We start from the raw sequence: 20823 nt of genomic DNA on the forward strand, positions 1-20823 counted from the left end.
GAATAATCAGAAATATATAGAACAATACGAATTGTCTACATAACATAAAAGTTTTCCTCGTTTTGACGAAGCCAATCCTGAAGGATCTCGATAAATTTCCCTGCTGCCGGAGAGACATTATAAGATGTAGATAATCCTATTATACGGAATGTCTCCTGCTCAAAAGAAACAGCCTTTACGTTGTCCGGCAAGATGCCTAATACTAGCTTTGGCATAATCGTTATTCCTAATGAATGCTCTACCATTGTAATGATTCCTTTATCATCAAATAGTTCAAAGCGGATATTCGGTTTGATGCCGTACTTCTCAAAGATTGTTAAAACATCATTCGTCCCCTTATAAGACGGCATGATAAAGTCTTCCCCTTCAATATCCTTGAGATTTATTTGTGACATATTATATAGCGGACTGTCAGATGAGATTATACAGAGCATAGGGTCCTTTATGAGCGGAATATACTGGAACTGCTTAGAGCTGGGCCGGTTTAAAAACCCACAATCGATTTCTCCGGCGATCAGCCATTGTTCGATTTGATAATAATCCCCCTCCCTCAGCTCAATCCGGATTCCCGGATATTCCTGTTCCATGAGACGAATAATAGTCGGCATCCACTTCGTAGAAATACTGGAAATCAATCCAACCCGTACTGTTCCTTTCGTTAAACCGTTAATACGTGAGGCTTCCTGCTGAAGCTGTTCCTCTGCCTGCAGCACTTTACGCATCGCAACAAGCATCGTATGCCCATCCGCTGTTAGAGTGACACTAGTGCGGCTGCGGTGAATTAATGGAAAGCCGAATTCTTTTTCCATATTGGACACGGCATGGCTAACAGCTGACTGTGTTAAGCCAAGCAGTCTGGCTGCCTTTGTAAAGCTCTGGGCCTCTGCAACCCTTTGTAATATTTGATATTTTACTAAGCTCATCCTTTTCACACCTTTTTCTATTGATAAACATGAATTTTTTTAATGTTAATTATTATAAACATTCGTTTTACTAATCACAAATATCACCGTATAGTTGTAGTATAACAGTTTGATAGTTGGTGGTGGAATGATGAGTTTACAGGGGAAAGCAAATACACTTATGGTCATCGTCACGATGTTTTGGGGCGTAAGCTATACATTTATGAGAATGGGGCTGGAGTCCCTCGAAACTTTTAATATTGTTGCTTGGCGATGCTCGATTGCTTTTATTGTTGCAGGATTTATTTTTTACAAAAGAATGAAAAATATCAACGCGAAAACATTAACCTATGCAGGCATTCAAGGCTTTTTGCTATTCGCAGTATTTTCCTTGAGCCTATTTGGTCTCGAGACTACTAGTGTGTCTAATGCCGGCTTCATTTTAAGTTTAACAGTCGTGATTGTTCCCATCTTCTCCAGTATAATGGAACGAAAACTTCCATCAGGTGCTGTAAGTATTGCCGTTATATGTACTATGGCCGGGATTACAATCTTGACGTTAAAGGAATCATTATCTTTTCAGCTCGGAGATATTCTCGTAGCGATTGCGGCTTTTTTATATTCTATTTATTTAATTCTTAATAGTAAATTCACAAAATCCGTTGATTCAATCGCTTACGGTATATATCAGCTAGGATTTGCAGCCTTATTCGGTCTTGTATGCATGTTGATTTTTGAAACACCGACGATGCCTTCTTCACCGAAAAGCTGGCTAGCTATTCTTGGACTAGGTTTGATTTGTACAGCCTTCTGCTTTATAGCACAGTCTGTTGTACAACAGTATACTTCTCCTATTCATACGGGCCTCATTTTTTCACTGGAGCCGATTTTTGCGGCCTTCTTCGCTATTCTGTTTATTGCTGAGCCGTTTACTCTTAGATTAGTTGTCGGAGGAACCTTCATCTTAACAGGCAATCTGGTGGCACAGTGGGAACAGCTTCATCAAACGAAATTTTTACGTAAATCCAATACCAACGAAAAGACGGCTTAAGGATACCCTTAAGCCCCTTTTCATTCTATCAAACAGAACAAACGCTCTCTATCATTGATTTTCAACTTTTCTATAATCCTATCTTTATTGTCATACAATTGCTAGAAAAATCATAGACTAGCTACTAGACCGCAAATGTCAGAACGTTTTCAATATACAATCATTTTTCATTACAACAAACTGACGTTATTATTAGGTATGTACTATTTTTATCGTATATTTTATTAAACAAACGAAGGAAGTGTTTACATGGTAGGACGTAACGACCAGTGCCCATGCGGTAGCGGGAAAAAATATAAAAAGTGCTGTGAAGGCAAACAACAGGTAAAAGTAGAAAATTTATTTAATGAAGAAATCGAAAGCACATTGCAAACATTTTACTCTGTATACCCGGAACGAAAAGACATTCGTGAATATATAGAATTGCTTCAGAAATGGTCGCCGGCTATGAACGGCAAGTTGCAACGAGAGCTGATTGAAGCTGTTGTACTGGATGAATTCTTCTTCCACGTACGTCCGGATATTTGGGAAGGCTATTTAAAACGCCAAACGAAGCGTACAGTTCGTCCACAGACTATTGCTTTGTATGAACAATGGACGTCTCCAGAAATTTTTATTGGTAAAGTTGAAGCGATCGAGGAGCGTTATTTTAAAGCCATCCATACGTTGACAGAAGAACCGGTGATGATCCGCCGCGAAAATAACAAACCGATTCCAGAAGGTATGCATGTATTCGCCTTCCTGCTTCCTGATGGCTCAGAAAAAGAGAATCATAAGTTAGCAGTTTCTACATTGATCTTCTTCCCTGCCGACCATGTGAAAGTATTTGAGCAATTTAAAAAGGAATACGACGCACAAGGAAAGGATGCCCTAGCTTTCCTGAAAGAGAATCATCTTGCGCTTTGGACAAAGCTAGTTGCGGGTGGATATGAAGGAGAAGAATTTACTACATTCGAACAGGATGTTTTGCAGCAGACGAAAGGCTTTTTAAATGAGCAAGAGCTGGCTGGCGATAAACTACTTGCTGTCTTGGAAGATTATTTAGTTGAGCAGCAGCCGAAAGCACGTAAATCTTCAGCGATTGCTGCTGGGGCTATCCGCTTCGGACAGGAACGCAGCTTATTTGAAGGAAAAACATTTACGGTAAAAGAAATTTCAGAAAGCTTCGGCGTTTCTTCCTCTTCTCTAAACAAATACTATCAGGAATTACTTGAGTACCAGGCTGTTCCTGTATAATTAAAATAAATCAGCATCGTACTATCTAAAAATAAAAAGGACTGGCTAACACGGATTCTACCGTTTTCGCCAGTCCTTCTTTCTATATGAAGTATCATTCATTTGTCGTCTGTTACTTTCATCAGCTCTTCACCTAAAAATCGGAGCTGTTCTCCAACCGTACACTGCTCGATACAGAATCGGTGGGCCCCTGTTTTGCCGCGTGTTTTTCGAAGATCACGTAAAACGAGGCAATCTGTGCAATAAATGTCAGTTAATTCATCAATTTCTTTCATAACAGAAACTTTGTTCATATGCGGCCCCCTTTGTAACGTCTTACTATTCTACTACGCTGAAAAAACTTTTGTCCATCAAAATTGTCTGCTATACTAATGTTAATCTTGGAAATGAGGTAAGAATATGCTGGAGATCTACATTGACGCCGCGAGCGCCGGCAATCCTGGTCCAAGCGGCATCGGCGTTTATATAAAAGGCGAGGGCCATCAATTAAAAATTAGCGAATACATCGGGGAGACAAACAATCATATTGCAGAATTTTCAGCGCTTATACGTGGACTAGAAGAGGCTGTTAAGCTAGGCTCCCAGCTTGTTTCCATGAGATCCGACTCTAAAATTGTTGTGAGCTCAGTGGAAAAAGAATATGTTAAGAACGAGGAATATAAGCCTTACCTAGAACATGCTTTACAATTAATAGATCAAATTGAACTTTTTTTCATCAAATGGATTCCAGATAATCAAAATAAAGCAGCCGATGTTCTTGCACGGGATGCAATTCACAAAAATAAATAATTTAACAGGGCTTCCAAGAAAACTAGAATTTTCTTGGAAGCCTCTTTTGTTAGTAGATATTCACAAAAAACTACATTAGCCAGCTGCCTTTTTACAGCAAAAGGAAAAGGTAACTTTAACCGACCCTTTTCGTTTTTTATCTCCTTGCTTTTCACTCCCATTGGTTTGAAAAGGCATATACTCCCCATTCTATTCATATCTATTAGTATTCATTAATAATACCTTGACACAATGAATATGTAATACTTAAGGACATTATACATCCTCGCACGAATTTGGAAGTATTATCATCATGGGGTAAGAAATGGGCAGGTATTAGTTGAAAGGGGTATTTTTATGGTTCAAACAACTTCAAATCGAATGCAGGAAATTTTTAGAAAACAGCAGACCTATCAGTGGACAGTCCGGCAAACGACCGCTGCTGCACGGAAAGATAAATTGTTGCGTCTAGCAAAAGTTATTTCCGAAAATATGCAGAATATTATTGCTGCAACAATTCAGGATATACAAAAACCTTCCTATGAAGTTTTTAATGAAGTAGGACAAGTGTTGGGCGCCATTCAGCATACTATCCATCATATAGAGCAATGGATGCAGCCTGAGGAAGTGCCGGCTGCAAATCCGCTTGCGAAAGCTTTTATCGTATATGAACCGAAAGGCGTTGTTTGCATAATCGGGGCATGGAACTTCCCGTTTTCTCTATTATTCCATCCATTAATAGATGCCATTGCAGCAGGAAATTGCGCCATAATAAAACCATCCGAGTATACCCCTGCAATTGCTGCTTTGGCTAATCAGATCCTGAGCTCTATTTTTAGTGAAGAGGAAGTCGCTGTCGTACAGGGAGATGCAGCTACAGTGAAGGAGCTGCTCGAACTGCCATTTAATCATATTTTCTTTACGGGTAGTTCAAGTACCGGGAAAATTATTATGAAGGCAGCGGCAAAACATCTCTCCTCCGTTACGCTGGAACTTGGCGGCAAAACACCGGTCATTATAGACCGCAATGTTGATCTGAACCGAACAGCCCTGAGGCTGGCATGGGGAAAAATGATGAACAGCGGGCAGACATGCATTGCACCCGATTACCTATATTTACACCATGAGGATATTGAAACATTTACAGAAGCTTTTGCTTCCTGGGTATCAGCCAGCTATCGAGACGAAAACGGCTATCTTCTGAGCGATGACCGCACCCAGATTGTCAATCGTATACATTATGACCGTATTCAATCACTATTTGCTGATGCAATTGCACAGGGAGCAACGGTATTATGCGGCGGCGAGTTTGATGATATTAATCTGCTTATCGAACCGACGCTGCTTATAAATGTAACCCCAGAAATGAGAATTATGCAGGAGGAGATATTTGCCCCTCTCCTTCCTATTATTACGTATACGGATATCCAGGAACCAATTACCCGTCTGCGTAATTTAGAAAAGCCGCTTGCCCTTTATATTTTTAGCGAAAACGAAAATTTTGTTGAGCAAGCCATAGCAAACATCCCTTCCGGCGGTGTTTGTGTAAATGATATTATGATGCATAATACAGAACCTAATCTGCCATTTGGCGGCGCTAATCATTCCGGGATTGGAAGTTATCACGGTATACATGGCTTCAAGGAATTTTCCCATACACGTGCGGTTTTAAAGGCAGCTGCAAATCCATATGAGGAATTTATGATGCCTCCTTATAAAGGAAAGCTCGAAATGATTTTCCAGAACAACGAACATCAATGAGATAATGTATATAAAATGATATTTAAAGCGGATTGCATAACTTTATTGGCAGCCCGCTTTTTGATGCGCCCATCCCATATAGATGCTGCAGCATAATAGCATGGCCGGAAACGTGGAACCTATCCGATTTACCAAATAAAAAAACGAGCGCTAAGAAGCGCTCGTTTTTCTGAATAAGAAAATATAAAGAATCATATTTACGACTAATAGTGTACCACAAAGCACGTAGACCATCTGATAACTGAAAGACATGGCTATAATGCCGAGAATGTAGGAACCAATCGCGATGCCGGTATCAAACAGCGTAAAATAAGTAGCTGTCGCATAACCGCTTCGGGCTACAGATGTTGATTGTACAGCCTGCGATTGCATACTTGTTGTGAGCGTCCCATAACCGCTACCTACGAACACTGCTGCTACAAGAAACTGCCAAGAGTTATCCATATAAGCAAGCATAAATAGTCCGATTGTAAATAAAATAAATGAGGGGATAACAACATATTTCGGCTCTTTTTGGTCATAAATTTTACCAGTAAACGGACGGATAATGAGCATGGCCGCTGCAAAGACGACATAGAAATAACTTGCAACATTCAGCATACCCTGCTGCTCTGCATAAATCGAAATAAAGGACAAGACACTGGAATATGACAACGCCAGCAAGCTAGCAAGCAATGCGACAGGCAGTGCCTTTCTCTCGAATAAATCATCAAAAGAAAACGAAAGCTTCGGTTTTACTTCCGGCCGGGCAATATCACTCGTATTGATCGTTAAGCCAATAATACTTCCTAGTAAGCCAATCACCGATAAAACGATAAATAAAGCCTCAAATGACGCTTTCTGTACAATGAATAAACCGACAAATGGTCCAATAACAACCGCTAAATTGGTAGACATCGTAAAATAACCGAGCCCTGCCCCTTTTCGGTTATTCGGAATAATATCCGCTGCAAGAGAGCCAGTTGCTGTTGTAGCGATACTAAACCAGATTCCTTGTAAAAATCGCAATACTAATAGAATAGCAAACGGTTTGATGAATATGTAAAGAATCGTACATAGCAAGTAAATAACTATACTTAAAACCAGCATCTTCTTTTTACCATATATATCAAGCATTTTTGCGCTGAACGGGCGTACAAGGATAGCCGAAATCAGGAAGGCTGTTACAAGCAGTCCTGCATCATCATCAGTCCGCCCAAGATTACCTGTTACATAGAGCGGCAAAGTCGTAATAAGCCCATAAAAAATTAAAAAGACCGCTAAATTGGTCAAAAAAAGTGCGACAAAACGCTTTGTAAATATTTGATTCTGTACTTCCAAAAAGTTCATCCTTTCATTTTGTTCAGTAAGTGAATTAACTGAGCTGTTTCTTCTTCTGTAAGGCTTTTAGTCATTTCAGCTTCAAATTTTAATACCGAGGCTTCTACTTCAGGCATCATTAGAAGGGCTGATTCGGTCAGATGGACAATCTTTTCCCTACGGTCTACCCCTTCTTCTCTCCTGACAAGCCCTAACTTTTCCAAGCGTGTTACTGTCCGTGTAATTGTAGGGGCTTCCACATTTAAATACTTCCAAATAGCGGTTAATGTCATCGGACCTTCCTTATTTAATAAAAATAAAATTGTCCATTGAGAGCTAAACAAGCCATGCTCTTTTAATGCCTCATTTAAATGGTTAATTAAAAAGCGGTATTGCTGAAAGAAAGTATGAAACAACGGATTCATCTATGTCCCTCCATTTTTATTTACCTAAGTAAATAATCACTTACATAGTTTACGGCCAGAAAAACCTTTTGTAAACAAAAAAGCCCGTATCCAGAATTTCTGCATACAGGCCTAGCAAATATATGTTGTTTCTAGTGTCCAGTAATATTTAAAAGTGCTCCTACAGCTCCCGAAAAACCACTATCCTCTAAAAAAACCGGAGTATGTTTTTTTAAAATTGTATAATGGGAGATCACTTTTTTTAAATTTTCATTATCCGTAAGGGTCGATCCAATATAGACGATGTACTTTGCATTACGCTCCTCAGCAAGCTGGATACTCAGTGTCGTAATTACTTCACCGACAAGCCCTTGGACTGTTGCAAGGACATTTTCAATCGGATGTTCCACTGCTTCCGTGATACCTACCTTACCAAAATTGCTCGCAGTAAGGCTGCCATCAATCGGCGATTCCATACCTTGGAAAATGTCCTTTACTAATAAGTCAATAGCAGAGCGGTCCCCTTTTGCAGCTAGGGAAGTAATTTTCTCAAAATCCGTAATACCCGTGAGCAGCCCCGCTAACCCGACAAGCGTTCCTCCACCAATGCCCGTTCCACTTATACGTGAATGTGTTTTTCCGTCCATATAGTGGATAGAGGTCCCTGTTCCAATATTCGTGATAATACACTTATCAATTTGATGTCCCTCTTTTTCGAGCAGATAGCGCACCCCTTTTAATGTCGCTTCAAACTCAACGATATATTCGATTGATTTCATTGTTTGCAGGACACTGCGCAGCTGTTCTGTACGACCGCCTGTTACCCCTATCTCGTCAACCTGTGGATGCCTCTCCAGCCATTCTTTTACCCGTTCCATTTCATTCGATGGAAATACTTCTAATGTTAATTCTCCCTGTTGATTGATATAGGCAAGCTTTGTTAAAGTGCCTCCTGTATCAATACCTAATGCCTTTGCCATTTGTCTTACTCCTTTTTATGCAGCGCCTTTTCCCACCTTATGTATACTACAAATACCGCTACACTTCGATTGTTTCTTTTGGGAATAAATCTCTTTTATTAAACTCTTCTATAATAAGGTGCTCATATTGCTTTAGTAATCGGCAGACCTTTGCCTCAAATGCATGGATAGAATTCTCGTGCATGGAAAAACGAGCTACTGCCTCCTCATCATGAAGAAGGTGCTGAAGTGTCATCACTTCTGTCTTCGGCAGACTGCAGCCATGCAATCGGAAAATCTTTGAAAGCGGTCTCAGTCCAGCCCGTGTCAGGATCACTTTTTGGTCAACCGAGGCTGCAATACCAGCCAGCATTTCCTCCGCCTTTTTACTTGGGTGGATTGTTGTTAATTGTATCACTTCCGCTTCGCCTTCTGCATTAATTCGTTTCTCCTCACTAGTCGTGAATGATAGCTTTTCATAGAGAGTCGCTATTCCTTTTCTCTCTAAACCGTCCGGAGAAATGCGAAGGTCAATGGCGGAAATAAGCAGATCATAATGGGTTTCAGCCGGTTTCAGGCTTGATAAAAGCACCCGTACTTCATTTGTTTTCTGCTCCTCAATAAGCTGTTCCCCTTTTGCAGCTTCAAAGATTTGACGCAAACTATCTGCATCAGCTAATGCTCTATGCTGTGTTTTAGCTTCCAGCCCCAGTTGTCCCATCAGTCCCAATAGGCTTGGCTGTTCCTTTATATGATTCGCTATCATATATTTCTGTTGAAAGTCGATCATCGGAAAAATAAAATCATTTTTCATATAATTTCTTTTTAGCTCCGATTCAAGCACTTTCCGGTCAAACTCCCCAAATGTAAGAAAAATACAATCTTTCTTGCACCAGCGTTTAAACTTATACATCGCTTCTTTAAAGGATGGCGCATCTAGCAACTGCTCAGTTTTAATACCTGTAAGTTTTTGGATATGAGTATTCAGCTTTTTAAATTTATAAGGCTGAATAAGCTGGGTAAAAGTTTCGGTTGTCCCATCGGTATTCCATTTAACAGCTCCCAGTTCAATCATGTATTGCTGACCGCGTATAAGGGCAGCCTCTATATCGATACAAATATATGTATGCTTCCTTGTCAATTTTCCCACCTGCAACTTTCCGAGATGGACCCTTCCATCCCAATTACCTTTTCATATTGTAACGCAAATTTTAATTATTGGACACGTCCGTGTTTTAATTTCAGGACATTTTTCCTTATCGCACGTTATTTTTCAAGGAAGGTCTCCTGCTGTTTTTATACTTAATATTTTATCTTTCACATGTTTTGCGATACGATAGAAGCATGTAAGAAAGACTGGAGGAACATTCGATGAATGAAAAGGCACTGCAAAAGGATGCCATGCGTGTATTAAAAGAAACAAGTCGTACATTTTATATTCCTATCACATTTTTAGGTACGAACTTGAAATATGCCGTGGGCTGCGCTTACTTATGCATGCGGGCATTAGATGAAATTGAAGATAATGAAGAGGTTGATAACCAAATTAAACATGATATTTTGATGAAGGTAAAGGATCTCTTTCACTATCCATTCAATGAAAAAGCTTACCTCGAAGCACTTGGTGAAGAAAAAGAAAAAATGCCGGAAGTTACCCTTCGTATGAAGGATTGGATTGAAGTATGTCCTGCAGATGCACGGAATATTATGTTTGAAGCGTGTGAGGAAATGGCATACGGTATGGGGAAATGGGCTCAAAAAGACTTCAATGTACAGACAAGAGAGGATTTAGATGAATATACATACTATGTAGCAGGTCTTGTCGGCCGTATGCTTTCACAAATGTTTGAATGGGATACAGGTTTAAAAACCGATCACGATCTGGCAATTGGGTATGGCCGCGGGCTGCAGGCTGTCAATATTCTGCGCAATGAGAAAGAGGATATGGAAGAACGCGGTGTCAGCTTTGTACCTGATGGATGGACACGCGACGATTTATTCACCTATGCAGATGAACAGCTTGCACATGGCAATGCTTATATTGAAAGTACACGCAGTAAAAAGAAAGTATTCATGTTTGCCAAACTACCTTATATGCTTGCCAACAAAACATTGGCTGTAATGAAGGAAGGCCGCGAAAAAATATCACGTTTTGAGGTCGAACAGTTAGTCGAAGAAGTAAAAGCCGAAGAAGGCGTGGAATAGTTAGATCGAAGGGAGGTAGGCTTGTTCACCTCCCTTTTTCCACTCCTATGACATACCGGCAGATGCTGCTCTGCTACTTGCTTCCGCTCAGCAGCCTTCCCCTGTTTCACCGCCAAAACACCCGTTTCCCCTTCCGTCTTCTATAACCTATTATAAAAATAGAAGAATCCCAAACGAACAAACTAAACAGATCATTACATATACAAGCGAAACAATATACTTCTTCTTTTCCTTGTAAAGCAATCGTTCAAGCAGTGTACGGATTGCATATAACATAGCAAAAAATAAAAATACTAAAAAATATAGCTGTTTACCAGTCGCTCCGCTTGCTGAAAGAAAGGCAAGGAAGAAGACACATGCAATGATTTCAAAAATCATATGTTTTTTATTAACGAATTGGTCAGTAAATTTTTCGTTTTTCTCGATTTTATACTTTTTACGTAAATACAAATCAAAAATACCTGCCGCAATAACGGCCCCTATTAAAATAGTTATGAACATGATGCTTCTCCTATTTCTCTGTTTGTAAATATGCCTGGCGAACCGCTTCAGGAACCATGTTTCCTCCGGTAGACCATACAAGATGTGCGGCATTATCCATTTTCTCTGTCAACTGGTGCTTCTTCACATATTCAGCTCCTTCTGATACAAGTTGAATAGGGCCGAATACACCTGCATGTGCAGATGGTTCCATAAAAATATTTTCCAGCTCAAACATCGCCTTCAGGCTTCTGCACAAAAAGCTATCATCAACAGTGTAGCAGCCGCTAACGATTGTTTCCATGATGGAACCGACAAATTTTGATGGTCTTGCTACCGCCAGACCGTCAGCCTCTGTTTCATTTGTCAGCCCAATGTCCGTTACCGAAATTTTATCATGAAGCCCTGTCATCATACCGAGCATCATACAAGGTGACTGGACAGGTTCACCGAAAAAGATATGCACATGCTCCCCAAATACTTGCTGCAGACCATAGGCCACCCCGCCGGGAGCTCCACCTACTCCACAAGGAATATAAACGAATAACGGATGGTCTCCGTCAACTTTCACATTCAATGCTATCAGCTGTTCCTTTACACGCAGAGCAGCTACAGCATAGCCGAGAAATAGGTCTTTTGAGTTTTCATCATCTACAAAATGGCACATCGGGTCAGCTTCCGCTTCTTTTCTCCCCTGTTCCACCGCCATACTGTAGTCAGCCTTATATTCCTTTACTTCAACGCCAAGAGAACGAAGATGCTCCTTTTTCCACTCTTTTGCATCAGCAGACATATGCACAGTTACTTCGAAGCCAAGCTTTGCACTTATAATTCCTATACTTAAGCCGAGATTTCCCGTAGAACCTACCGCCACTTTGTAATGAGAGAAGAATTCTCGCATTTTATCTGAGAATAACAGAGCATAATCATCCTTTTCCGTTAAATAGCCGTGCTCCATTGCTAAAGATTCTGCATGTTTTAATACCTCATAAATACCGCCGCGTGCCTTTATAGACCCCGCTACCGGTAATGCGTGGTCACATTTCAACAGCAGCCTGCCCGGAATTTCAATGGCACGTCTTCCTTCAATCAATGCCTTCATTTCAGCAATCTCTCGAATATCCGATTCAATCAAGCCATTTAGTACAGTCGTCTCCGGAAACGCAACTATGAAATAGGAGGAAAATCGGCGCAGTCTTGCTTCAGCTTCCAATACATCCTTCATCATAATTTCCGTTCTGACATATGAAGGGTCTCGCTTTTCATTTAACCACAACACCGTTTCTCCTCTTTGCAACGGTTGGATCAATGGAAAATCCGAACTTAATTGAGTTAGATTAATTAAATGGTTCATGTTTTCTACCCCTCTTTTTCTGTTGGAATGACTCGTTCACAAAGTTGTCGAAATTTCTTTTCAAACGAAATATTATTTTCTTCCGTACGCTTTTTCGGTCCCTTCAACCTGCCGCCAGCACGTCTGATTTTCGCACTTTCATATCGGAAGGTGAGTAATTGATCAATATTGTCTGAAGTCAATTCTCTTCCGTTTGCATCAATCACATAAGCCCCTTTGGCAATACACATAGCTGCAAGGCCATAATCGCCCGTAATGACAATATCTCCTCTTGAAAGCGTATTCACAAGCTTAAAATCAACTGAATCTGGTCCTTTCGGTACAATAATTGTTATTGCATTTTCACGCTCAATACGATGAGAAGTATCGCAAAACAAGATAGGTTTTATCTCATATCGAGATGATACAAACAGCGCCAAATCAATAACAGGGCAGGCATCTGCATCAATTAATAATTGAATCACCAAAATACACTCCATTCAATAATGCCGAAATTATATTATTTTAATATATTATTTTTCCCTTTTTCTTTTCGTTTCCTTGAACCTCAAAACGGGTTAGAAACCGAAAATTATATTGAATTGTTTGAAAAATCATAATACGATACTGCTAACAAATTTTTTGGGGGGTAACATAATGACGACCATTACTACGACAAACGATACACGTACCAAAGAATATATCGATAATGTGTTTACACGTTTAAAAGAAAAAAATTCTCACCAGCCGGAATTTCTTCAAGCAGCAGAAGAAATTTTGTTTTCTCTCGCTCCTGTTCTTGCACAGCATCCGGAATATATTGAGCATAACATTTTAGAGCGAATTGTAGAGCCGGACAGAATTATATCGTTTCGTGTAGCCTGGCAGGATGATAACAATCACGTACAAGTAAACCGCGGCTACCGTGTACAATTCAATAATGTAATTGGACCATATAAGGGTGGTCTTCGTTTCCACCCTACTGTAAATGAATCAATTATGAAGTTTTTAGCTTTTGAACAGATTTTTAAAAATGCTCTTACTGGCCAGACAATCGGCGGCGGCAAAGGTGGTTCCGATTTCAATCCGAAAGGAAAGTCAGACGCAGAAATTATGCGCTTCTGCCAATCGTTCATGTCTGAATTATACCGTCATATCGGTCCGGATGTCGATGTTCCTGCCGGCGATATTGGAGTAGGTGCCCGGGAAATAGGTTATATGTGGGGTCAATACAAGCGTTTACGCGGTGCATATGAAGCTGGCGTATTGACTGGGAAGAAACCAGGCTACGGCGGATCATTGGCTCGAAAAGAAGCAACAGGTTATGGATTAGTATACTTCGTGGCAGAAATGCTGCACGAAAAAGGCGAATCATTCGTTGATAAGACAGTCGTTGTATCTGGTTCAGGCAATGTTGCCATTTATGCGATCGAAAAAGCTCAGCACTACGGCGCTAAAGTTGTGGCTTGCTCCGATTCATCAGGCTATATTTATGATGCAGACGGGATTGACTTAGCTGCTATCAAGGAAATCAAAGAAATTAAAGGCGATCGTATACAATCCTATTTACAGTACCGACCAAATGCGGAATACCACGAAGGCTGTACAAATATTTGGTCTGTACCTTGTGATATAGCACTTCCTTGCGCCACGCAAAACGAAATTAACGGAGACTCAGCCCGTCTATTGCTGGCAAACGGTACAAAGTTTGTTGCAGAAGGGGCCAATATGCCTTCTGATTTAGAAGCAATCAATATTTACCTTGAAAACGATATTTACTTTGGTCCCGGAAAAGCAGCGAATGCTGGAGGTGTGGCTGTCTCTGCGCTGGAAATGGCACAAAACTCCGGTCGAACTGCTTGGTCATTCCAAAAAGTAGACGAAAAATTACAGGAGATTATGAAGGCCATTTATGCAGAATCAAAAGAAGCTGCCGAAACATATGGCTTTGCTGGAAATCTTGTTGTAGGATCAAATATTGCCGGCTTTAGAAAAGTAGCAGATGGCATGGTTGCTGAAGGCGTCTATTAATCCAAAGCTATAAAGTTTACCTCAGATCCTCCTATATTAAAAAAGGAAGTATCTCCATCAAATTTTTTATAAAGCCCTGTTCTACTTATTAACTTTAACATGAAGAGCTGACTGGAAAGTACCTGCTTTCTGGATAGCTCTTTTTTTCTTACTGTTTCGTCAGACGTCCTTCTTTTAAAAACGAACATTTTATTATATAAACACTTAAAATATTCGTGTTATAATAAACTAGATCTTACATAACGGAGGTTTTCTTGTGGAATTAATTTATAAAGGCAAAACAAAAAATGTTTTCAAACTTGAAGACGGTCATTATTTATTACAATTCAAAGATGATGTGACTGGAGAAAACGGTGTTTTTGACCCAGGTGCAAACTCTGTCGGGCTTACAATCGATGGCGCTGGTTTAGCTGGTCTTAAACTGACTTCTTTCTTTTATTCCAAGCTAAATGAGCAAGGCATCCCTACTCACTACGTAGATGCAAATTTTAGCGATGCAACTATGACTGTTAAACCTGCTACAGTGTTCGGAAAAGGCTTAGAAGTAATTTGCCGGTTCAAGGCTGTCGGCTCATTTCTACGCCGCTACGGGGCATACGTGCAGGAAGGTCAGGAACTGGATTCATTTGTTGAAGTTACTATCAAGGATGATGAACGACTTGACCCTCCTATTTCGGCTGATGCCCTGCATATGCTCAGTATTTTATCTTTGGAGGAATACGCGATCTTAAAGGAACGCACAATTGAAATTTCCAAGTTCGTTGCTGGTGAGCTGGAGAAAAAGGGACTAACTCTTTACGATATTAAATTGGAATTTGGCCGCGACGCAAAAACAAATGAAATCCTTTTAATCGATGAAATTTCAGGCGGAAATATGCGCGCATATAAAGGTAATACTTATATCGAGCCGCTTGAACTCGAGAAAATCATACTTGCCGATTAATCCGTATAAGCCCCCTTTACTTCGAATAGGGGGCTTTTTTATCCTTTCCTCTTCCCCCTAGCTTTTCTTTTAGTGTTGATTTCACTAAAGCTGCATATATTTGATTGAACACCTTTTTTTCTGACCTTTTCTTTCATGACAGCCCGCCTTGTATTCTATTATTATATGCTGCTAAAACGTTAAGTGTATAAGCATTCATGCAAGCGGCAGTATTTTAAAGGAAAGACTTTCTTTTACTGGTTAACGCTGAGTTCAATAGGTGGATTGTTAGTTCAATAATCCTAGGATTTTAGCATCGTTTACAGGATGAGAAAAAAATGTTTCACTTAAAGAAATCTATTTAGAGGTGATAATTTTGAATCCGTTTTTAACCGTTTGGATGCATCCAAAGCAAACTGCACGTGACATGATTGATAACAAGCCGTTAGGATTTATCTTTCTATTAATCGCAATCGGTTCATTTGCAGCTTTTGGCAGCGGCTATGTAAACAGCGAGCTTGACGACACACTATCCGTACCTATCCTAGTCATTCTATCCCTGTTCTTAGGGCCACTTGTAGGAATTATAATAATGTTCATTTATAGCGGGATATTATTCCTTGTTGGAAAACTGCTTCGTGGCACAGGCTCGTTTTGGGATATATTCAAGGCAGGTGCTTTAACATATATTCCATCAATGGTGACAGGTTTTTTCTATTATATATGGATGGTCTTCTCTCCAGCCAGCTATTTTAGTATGTATGAAACAAGTGCTTTTTCCATCATTGTGCCCCTTCTCAGCTTTGTGTTTGGAGTGTGGAGTATTGTAATCAATATTGCAGCACTTGCAGAGGCGCACCGCTTTTCAAATTGGCGGGCATTCTTTACCCTTCTCATACCATTTATAATTGTGATGATTTTCATTTTTGTGATTATAGCGATCATCGGTATTGCTTTCTTTAGTATGTTTTCATAATGATCTTCATTGCCCAGCTTACTGCTGGGCTTTTATTTTTGCAGCGGGAAAATAGATGAACAGTTGGTTTAAATACTGAAAGAGGAAAATTTTTGTTTTTCTATGAACTTTCTAAAAAATCAAACATATGGTACAATTTATTTCGTAAACCGTTATATTTAAGGGGGATTTATATGTCGATAGTAAAGCGCGACGAAGTGAAATTAGAAGAAACGTGGAATTTAGAAGATTTATTTAAAACAGAAGATGAGTTTGAAAACGCGATAGAAGAAGCAAAAAAAGACGCTGACTCCATCGAAGCAGAATTCAAAGGAAAAATTCAAACTAGCGAATCCGCTGCTGGTGTGATTGCAGCCTATGAAAAGCTATACGAAAAACTTATTCCTATCAGTACATACGCTAACCTGGCTCTCAACGTCGATCAGACAAACAGCGATGCCCAAATGCGCTCGGCAAAAGTCGGGCAGGTTTATGGTGCTATCGGAGCTAAGCTTTCCTTTATTCAAAGCGAATTATTAATGTTGGATGAGTCAGTTCTGCTGCAAATAAGCTCAGCACAACCAGGCTATCAGCGTTATATTAAAAACTTATTGAAGCAAAAAGCCCATCAGCTTCACCCTGAGGCTGAAAAAGCACTTGCCGCATTCAGCACAACTTTCAATGCTCCGTACGGGCTTTATAATACAACTAAATTAGTAGATATGAAGTTTCCGGATTTTGAAGTAAACGGGCGGAACTACCCATTGAGCTATAACCTGTTTGAGGGTGATTGGGAACTTGAAAATGACCGCGACATTCGCCGGACTGCCTTTGATGCCTTCTCTTCTAAATTACGTGAATACCAGCATACAACCGCTAAAACATATGATACACATTTAAAAATTGAAAAAACGGAAAGCGATTTACGAGGCTACTCTTCCATTTTCGACTTTTTACTGGAACCTCAGGAAGTAGACCGATCGCTTTACAATCGGCAAATTGATTTAATTATGTCAGAGCTTGCGCCACATATGCGCCGTTATGCGAAACTTTTGCAAAAAGTACATGGCCTGGAGGAAATGACATTTGCAGACTTGAAAATCTCCCTGGATCCAGACTTTGAGCCTACTATTACAATAGAAGAATCTCGTAAATATATGAAAGATGGGCTTGCTGTGATGGGAGAAGACTATAGCAAAATGCTGGATCGTTCATTCGATGAACGCTGGATTGATTTTGCCCAAAACGAGGGTAAATCGACAGGTGCTTTCTGCTCCAGCCCATACGGCTATCATCCATATGTATTGATCTCCTGGACTAGCCGAATGAACGAAGTGTTTGTACTTGCCCATGAGCTAGGACACGCTGGCCATTTCTATCTGGCCAATGCCGAACAAAATGTATATAACGCACGTCCTTCTTTATATTTTATCGAGGCACCTTCTACAATGAATGAAATGCTGATGGCAAATCATTTACTAAAAAATTCAGAGGATGCACGTTTTAAGCGCTGGGTAATCTCTACAATCATTTCCCGTACGTATTACCATAATTTTGTCACGCATTTACTTGAAGCAGCGTACCAGAGAAAAGTATATGAAATTATTGATGCAGGCGATTCTGTCAACGCACAACGACTGAATGAATTAAAACGCGGTGTACTGGAAGAATTCTGGGGTGATACAGTTATCCTTAATGAAGGTGCAGAGCTGACATGGATGCGCCAACCTCACTATTATATGGGTCTATATCCGTACACATATTCAGCCGGCTTAACTATTTCGACACAAGTAGCTAACCGTATCCTAAACGAAGGAGAAACTGCTGTAGCTGATTGGATTGACGTGCTAAAAATGGGTGGAACAAAAACACCTGTAGAACTTGCGAAACACGCAGGTGTTGATATTACAACCGAGCAGCCGTTACGTGATACAATCGCTTATATTGGCAGCTTAATTGATCAACTAGAACAATTGACAGCTCAATTACAACAATAAGAAGAATGGGTGTTCGCATAATTCGAACACCCTTTTTATTTATAGTTTTCATCTAACGGTATAACACTATATAGTAAATTAGAAAATGAAAGTGTTGACTGAATGAAAGAAGTTAAATTGCAACTGAATTATTAATCGGTTGATTGAATAGCTCCGACACACCTGAATCAATAGCAGCTGAACCAACCGCTTTTGCTACGACACCTGCTACCCGTTCATCCATAGAGCTTGGGACGATAAAGTCTTCATTCAGGTCCTGATCTGTCACTAAAGATGCGATTGCTTCGATAGCAGCTAATTTCATTGCCTCATTAATATCTGTTGCCCTTACATCCAGAGCTCCTCTAAAAATTCCAGGAAAAGCCAGCATATTATTGATCTGGTTTGCATGGTCAGATCTGCCTGTTCCGATAATGCGGACCCCCCACGCCTTTGCATTCTCAGGGGTAATTTCTGGATTTGGATTTGCGAGAGCAAAGACGATAGGATCTTTAGCCATTGATTTAATATGGGCTTCTGTCAGTAAATTCGCTACAGAGACACCGATGAATACATCAGCACCAACAAGTGCATCATCCATCGAGCCACGCAAGCCTTCGGGATTTGTTAAATGGGCAATTCCCTCCTTTATCGGGTTCATCCCCTCTTTTCGTCCTTCATAAATAATTCCCTTTGTATCACACATAACGACATTTTTATATCCCATTTGAAGAAGAATACGTAAAATCGCAATCCCCGCAGCACCAGCACCATTGATGACAATCTTCATCTTTTCAGTTTCTTTGCCGATGATTTTATTTGCATTGATTAGTCCTGCACCTACTACGATGGCTGTCCCGTGCTGATCATCATGGAAGACAGGAATATTACACTCTGCACGTAGACGGTCTTCAATCTCAAAACAGCGCGGTGCTGAAATATCTTCTAAATTGATGCCGCCATATGTTGGCGAAATTGCCTTAACAATCTGAACAATTTCATCTACGTTTTTTGTATCCAGACAAACCGGCACAGCATCTACATTGGCAAACCTTTTTAATAGCAGTGCCTTTCCTTCCATTACAGGAAGCGCCGCTTCCGGTCCGATATCTCCTAATCCGAGTACAGCTGTACCGTCCGTTACAACTGCCACTAAATTCCCTTTCATCGTATAGTCATATACGAGAGAGCGGTTTTTTTCAATTTCTATACATGGCGCAGCCACTCCCGGAGAGTACGCTAAACTAAGATCATACGTATCTTGTACAGGCACCTTTGCCCGAATTTCCATCTTCCCACCGAAATGTTCATGCATTTCCAACGACTTTTTCATTAAATCCATTTTCATCCACCCTTTCGAAATGTCGGAATTTTCTTTATATTTCAGTATCATATTGCTTTAACGAGATAGAGTCAACTGAAATATTAGTATTTTTAGAAAAAAGTTCGTTAAAGCATGATATAAATCAATTTACTACTTGTTTGTTCATTTTTTCACATACTTTTCATAAGGTAGAATAGGGTATATTAATTATTTCTATATAATAAATATTTTTCACATTCATTTTTAAACATTACTGTGCCCCAGTTTTTATTGTGAAGTTTTACACGTTTCACTTTTTCATGCAATATATGAACAATTTCACAAACTTTATCTCTCCCCTACTTGTGAAAGCTTACACAAAGACACATTTTATACACAATTCAGCTGGGATATTTCCTACTCTGTTTAAGTTTTCCTTTCTATCTTTCTTTTCTATTTCTCTTCCTGTAAAGTGAGAACGTCAATAATAATTGAAAGAAGGCTTTGGCATGTTAGGTATATTATTTGTAATCGGATTTGTCGGGAATTTAATTGGTACTCTTGCAGGCGGAGGCGGGCTTATTACGCTGCCTACTATGCTATTACTTGGTATGCCGGTACATTCCGCCATTGGGGCAAACAAAGTGGCTAATACCGTTTCTACTCTTTCCAATTTCTTCAGTGTATTTAAACGAAAGGAAGCAAGCTGGAATGAAGTCGTCCCTATCCTGGCACTTTGCTTTATAGGCGGGCTTCTCGGCGGGGGTATTGCCTCTCTCTTTACGGAACAGACACTGACAGTTATAGCTATTTGTCTGCTTTTGTTTGCGCTCTGTCTTTCCTTTCTAGGAAAGACAGATTTTGGCCAGGAATTAGAGCTTCGTTTAAAGAAGCGTACGGCGGGTCTGTTAGTCGGGGTCGGCATATACGATGGTCTTTTCGGACCGGGCAGCGGAACATTGCTTCTTTATATTTATGCACATGAAAAGCTGGCCTATATGAAAGCAGTCGTATTAGGCCGTGTCGGTATTTTCGCTACATGTTTCGGTGCAGCAATTATGTATGTACTGAATGGGCAAATTTTATGGGCGGAAACGTTTTCCTTGATGATTGGTTCGATTATCGGTTCGCAGATAGGAATAGCGTTAGCTAGAAAAGTAAGCGCTTTGCTTGCCAAGTATTTATTGCGTGTTATTACCGTTGTTCTAATCATTCAATTGGTTGTGGAGTTGTTTTAA

General features: G+C 40.1%; 20 protein-coding genes. 10 read left to right on the forward strand and 10 right to left on the reverse strand.

The window, feature by feature from the left end; translation table 11 throughout:
- Positions 1 to 35: 35 nt before the first annotated feature.
- Positions 36 to 923, reverse strand: coding sequence for a LysR family transcriptional regulator (locus BOD01S_RS05865; RefSeq protein ID WP_036158483.1), 888 nt, complete (start codon positions 921 to 923; stop codon positions 36 to 38).
- A 130-nt stretch (positions 924 to 1053) separates the two neighbouring features.
- Here BOD01S_RS05865 and BOD01S_RS05870 point away from each other — a divergent pair, with 130 nt between their 5' ends.
- Positions 1054 to 1953 carry a DMT family transporter gene (locus BOD01S_RS05870; RefSeq protein ID WP_036158480.1) on the forward strand — a complete coding sequence of 300 codons (900 nt, stop codon included), beginning with the start codon at positions 1054 to 1056 and terminating at the stop codon, positions 1951 to 1953.
- Between the two features lie 249 nt (positions 1954 to 2202).
- Positions 2203 to 3189, forward strand: a complete 987-nt coding sequence (locus tag BOD01S_RS05875; protein ID WP_036158477.1) for a YecA family protein — start codon at positions 2203 to 2205, stop codon at positions 3187 to 3189.
- Between the two features lie 98 nt (positions 3190 to 3287).
- Here the strand turns inward: BOD01S_RS05875 and BOD01S_RS05880 are convergent, their stop codons facing one another.
- Positions 3288 to 3482 (reverse strand): zinc-finger domain-containing protein, encoded by a 195-nt coding sequence (locus tag BOD01S_RS05880; protein ID WP_036158475.1) that lies wholly within the window; start codon positions 3480 to 3482, stop codon positions 3288 to 3290.
- Between the two features lie 106 nt (positions 3483 to 3588).
- On the opposite strand from BOD01S_RS05880, the gene BOD01S_RS05885 reads away from it, so the two are divergent.
- Positions 3589 to 3978: a ribonuclease HI family protein gene (locus BOD01S_RS05885; RefSeq protein ID WP_036158472.1), complete on the forward strand. Its 390-nt coding sequence runs from the start codon at positions 3589 to 3591 to the stop codon at positions 3976 to 3978.
- Positions 3979 to 4314: 336 nt separating this feature from the next.
- The gene (locus BOD01S_RS05890; protein WP_036158469.1) at positions 4315 to 5718 is read left to right on the forward strand and encodes an aldehyde dehydrogenase family protein; all 1404 of its coding nucleotides are present in this window, start codon (positions 4315 to 4317) and stop codon (positions 5716 to 5718) included.
- Between the two features lie 150 nt (positions 5719 to 5868).
- Here the strand turns inward: BOD01S_RS05890 and BOD01S_RS05895 are convergent, their stop codons facing one another.
- The 4 genes from BOD01S_RS05895 to BOD01S_RS05910 form a co-directional block, all read right to left on the reverse strand.
- Positions 5869 to 7047: an MFS transporter gene (locus BOD01S_RS05895; RefSeq protein WP_036158466.1), complete on the reverse strand. Its 1179-nt coding sequence runs from the start codon at positions 7045 to 7047 to the stop codon at positions 5869 to 5871.
- Complete coding sequence (locus BOD01S_RS05900) at positions 7044 to 7442, reverse strand: MarR family winged helix-turn-helix transcriptional regulator (RefSeq protein ID WP_036158462.1); 399 nt, start codon at positions 7440 to 7442, stop codon at positions 7044 to 7046. Before BOD01S_RS05900 ends, BOD01S_RS05895 begins: the two co-directional genes overlap by 4 nt.
- Positions 7443 to 7573: 131 nt before the next feature.
- Positions 7574 to 8401 carry a type II pantothenate kinase gene (gene coaW / locus BOD01S_RS05905; protein ID WP_036158459.1) on the reverse strand — a complete coding sequence of 276 codons (828 nt, stop codon included), beginning with the start codon at positions 8399 to 8401 and terminating at the stop codon, positions 7574 to 7576.
- 58 nt (positions 8402 to 8459) lie between these two features.
- Entirely contained in the window at positions 8460 to 9521 is a 1062-nt protein-coding gene (locus BOD01S_RS05910) for a 3'-5' exonuclease (protein ID WP_036158456.1), read from the reverse strand.
- Between the two features lie 230 nt (positions 9522 to 9751).
- Here BOD01S_RS05910 and BOD01S_RS05915 point away from each other — a divergent pair, with 230 nt between their 5' ends.
- Positions 9752 to 10585 carry a squalene/phytoene synthase family protein gene (locus BOD01S_RS05915; protein ID WP_036158453.1) on the forward strand — a complete coding sequence of 278 codons (834 nt, stop codon included), beginning with the start codon at positions 9752 to 9754 and terminating at the stop codon, positions 10583 to 10585.
- A gap of 150 nt (positions 10586 to 10735) precedes the next feature.
- On the opposite strand, the gene BOD01S_RS05920 is transcribed toward BOD01S_RS05915, so the two are convergent.
- The 3 genes from BOD01S_RS05920 to BOD01S_RS05930 are packed head-to-tail and all read right to left on the reverse strand — an operon-like array spanning position 10736 to position 12880.
- Positions 10736 to 11086: a DUF4181 domain-containing protein gene (locus tag BOD01S_RS05920; protein WP_036158450.1), complete on the reverse strand. Its 351-nt coding sequence runs from the start codon at positions 11084 to 11086 to the stop codon at positions 10736 to 10738.
- Between the two features lie 10 nt (positions 11087 to 11096).
- The gene (locus tag BOD01S_RS05925; protein ID WP_036158447.1) at positions 11097 to 12419 is read right to left on the reverse strand and encodes a D-serine ammonia-lyase; all 1323 of its coding nucleotides are present in this window, start codon (positions 12417 to 12419) and stop codon (positions 11097 to 11099) included.
- 5 nt (positions 12420 to 12424) lie between these two features.
- Entirely contained in the window at positions 12425 to 12880 is a 456-nt protein-coding gene (locus BOD01S_RS05930) for a YaiI/YqxD family protein (protein WP_036159620.1), read from the reverse strand.
- A 175-nt stretch (positions 12881 to 13055) separates the two neighbouring features.
- Here BOD01S_RS05930 and gdhA point away from each other — a divergent pair, with 175 nt between their 5' ends.
- From gdhA to pepF, 4 genes are all read left to right on the forward strand, one after another.
- The gene (gdhA, locus tag BOD01S_RS05935) at positions 13056 to 14429 is read left to right on the forward strand and encodes an NADP-specific glutamate dehydrogenase (RefSeq protein ID WP_036158444.1); all 1374 of its coding nucleotides are present in this window, start codon (positions 13056 to 13058) and stop codon (positions 14427 to 14429) included.
- A 256-nt stretch (positions 14430 to 14685) separates the two neighbouring features.
- Positions 14686 to 15372, forward strand: coding sequence for a phosphoribosylaminoimidazolesuccinocarboxamide synthase (locus tag BOD01S_RS05945; RefSeq protein WP_036158438.1), 687 nt, complete (start codon positions 14686 to 14688; stop codon positions 15370 to 15372).
- Positions 15373 to 15727: 355 nt separating this feature from the next.
- Positions 15728 to 16327 carry a Yip1 family protein gene (locus BOD01S_RS05950; RefSeq protein ID WP_052124982.1) on the forward strand — a complete coding sequence of 200 codons (600 nt, stop codon included), beginning with the start codon at positions 15728 to 15730 and terminating at the stop codon, positions 16325 to 16327.
- 173 nt (positions 16328 to 16500) lie between these two features.
- Positions 16501 to 18303, forward strand: coding sequence for an oligoendopeptidase F (gene pepF / locus BOD01S_RS05955; protein WP_036158432.1), 1803 nt, complete (start codon positions 16501 to 16503; stop codon positions 18301 to 18303).
- A gap of 112 nt (positions 18304 to 18415) precedes the next feature.
- Here pepF and BOD01S_RS05960 read toward each other — a convergent pair whose 3' ends face one another.
- Complete coding sequence (locus BOD01S_RS05960; protein ID WP_036158428.1) at positions 18416 to 19624, reverse strand: NAD(P)-dependent malic enzyme; 1209 nt, start codon at positions 19622 to 19624, stop codon at positions 18416 to 18418.
- Between the two features lie 470 nt (positions 19625 to 20094).
- Between BOD01S_RS05960 and BOD01S_RS05965 the strand changes: the two genes are divergently transcribed.
- A complete protein-coding gene (locus BOD01S_RS05965; RefSeq protein ID WP_036158425.1) occupies positions 20095 to 20823 on the forward strand; it encodes a sulfite exporter TauE/SafE family protein in 729 nt (242 codons plus the stop codon).

It is taken from the genome of Lysinibacillus odysseyi 34hs-1 = NBRC 100172 (assembly GCF_001591965.1).
Taxonomy (GTDB): Bacteria; Bacillota; Bacilli; order Bacillales_A; family Planococcaceae; genus Lysinibacillus_B; species Lysinibacillus_B odysseyi.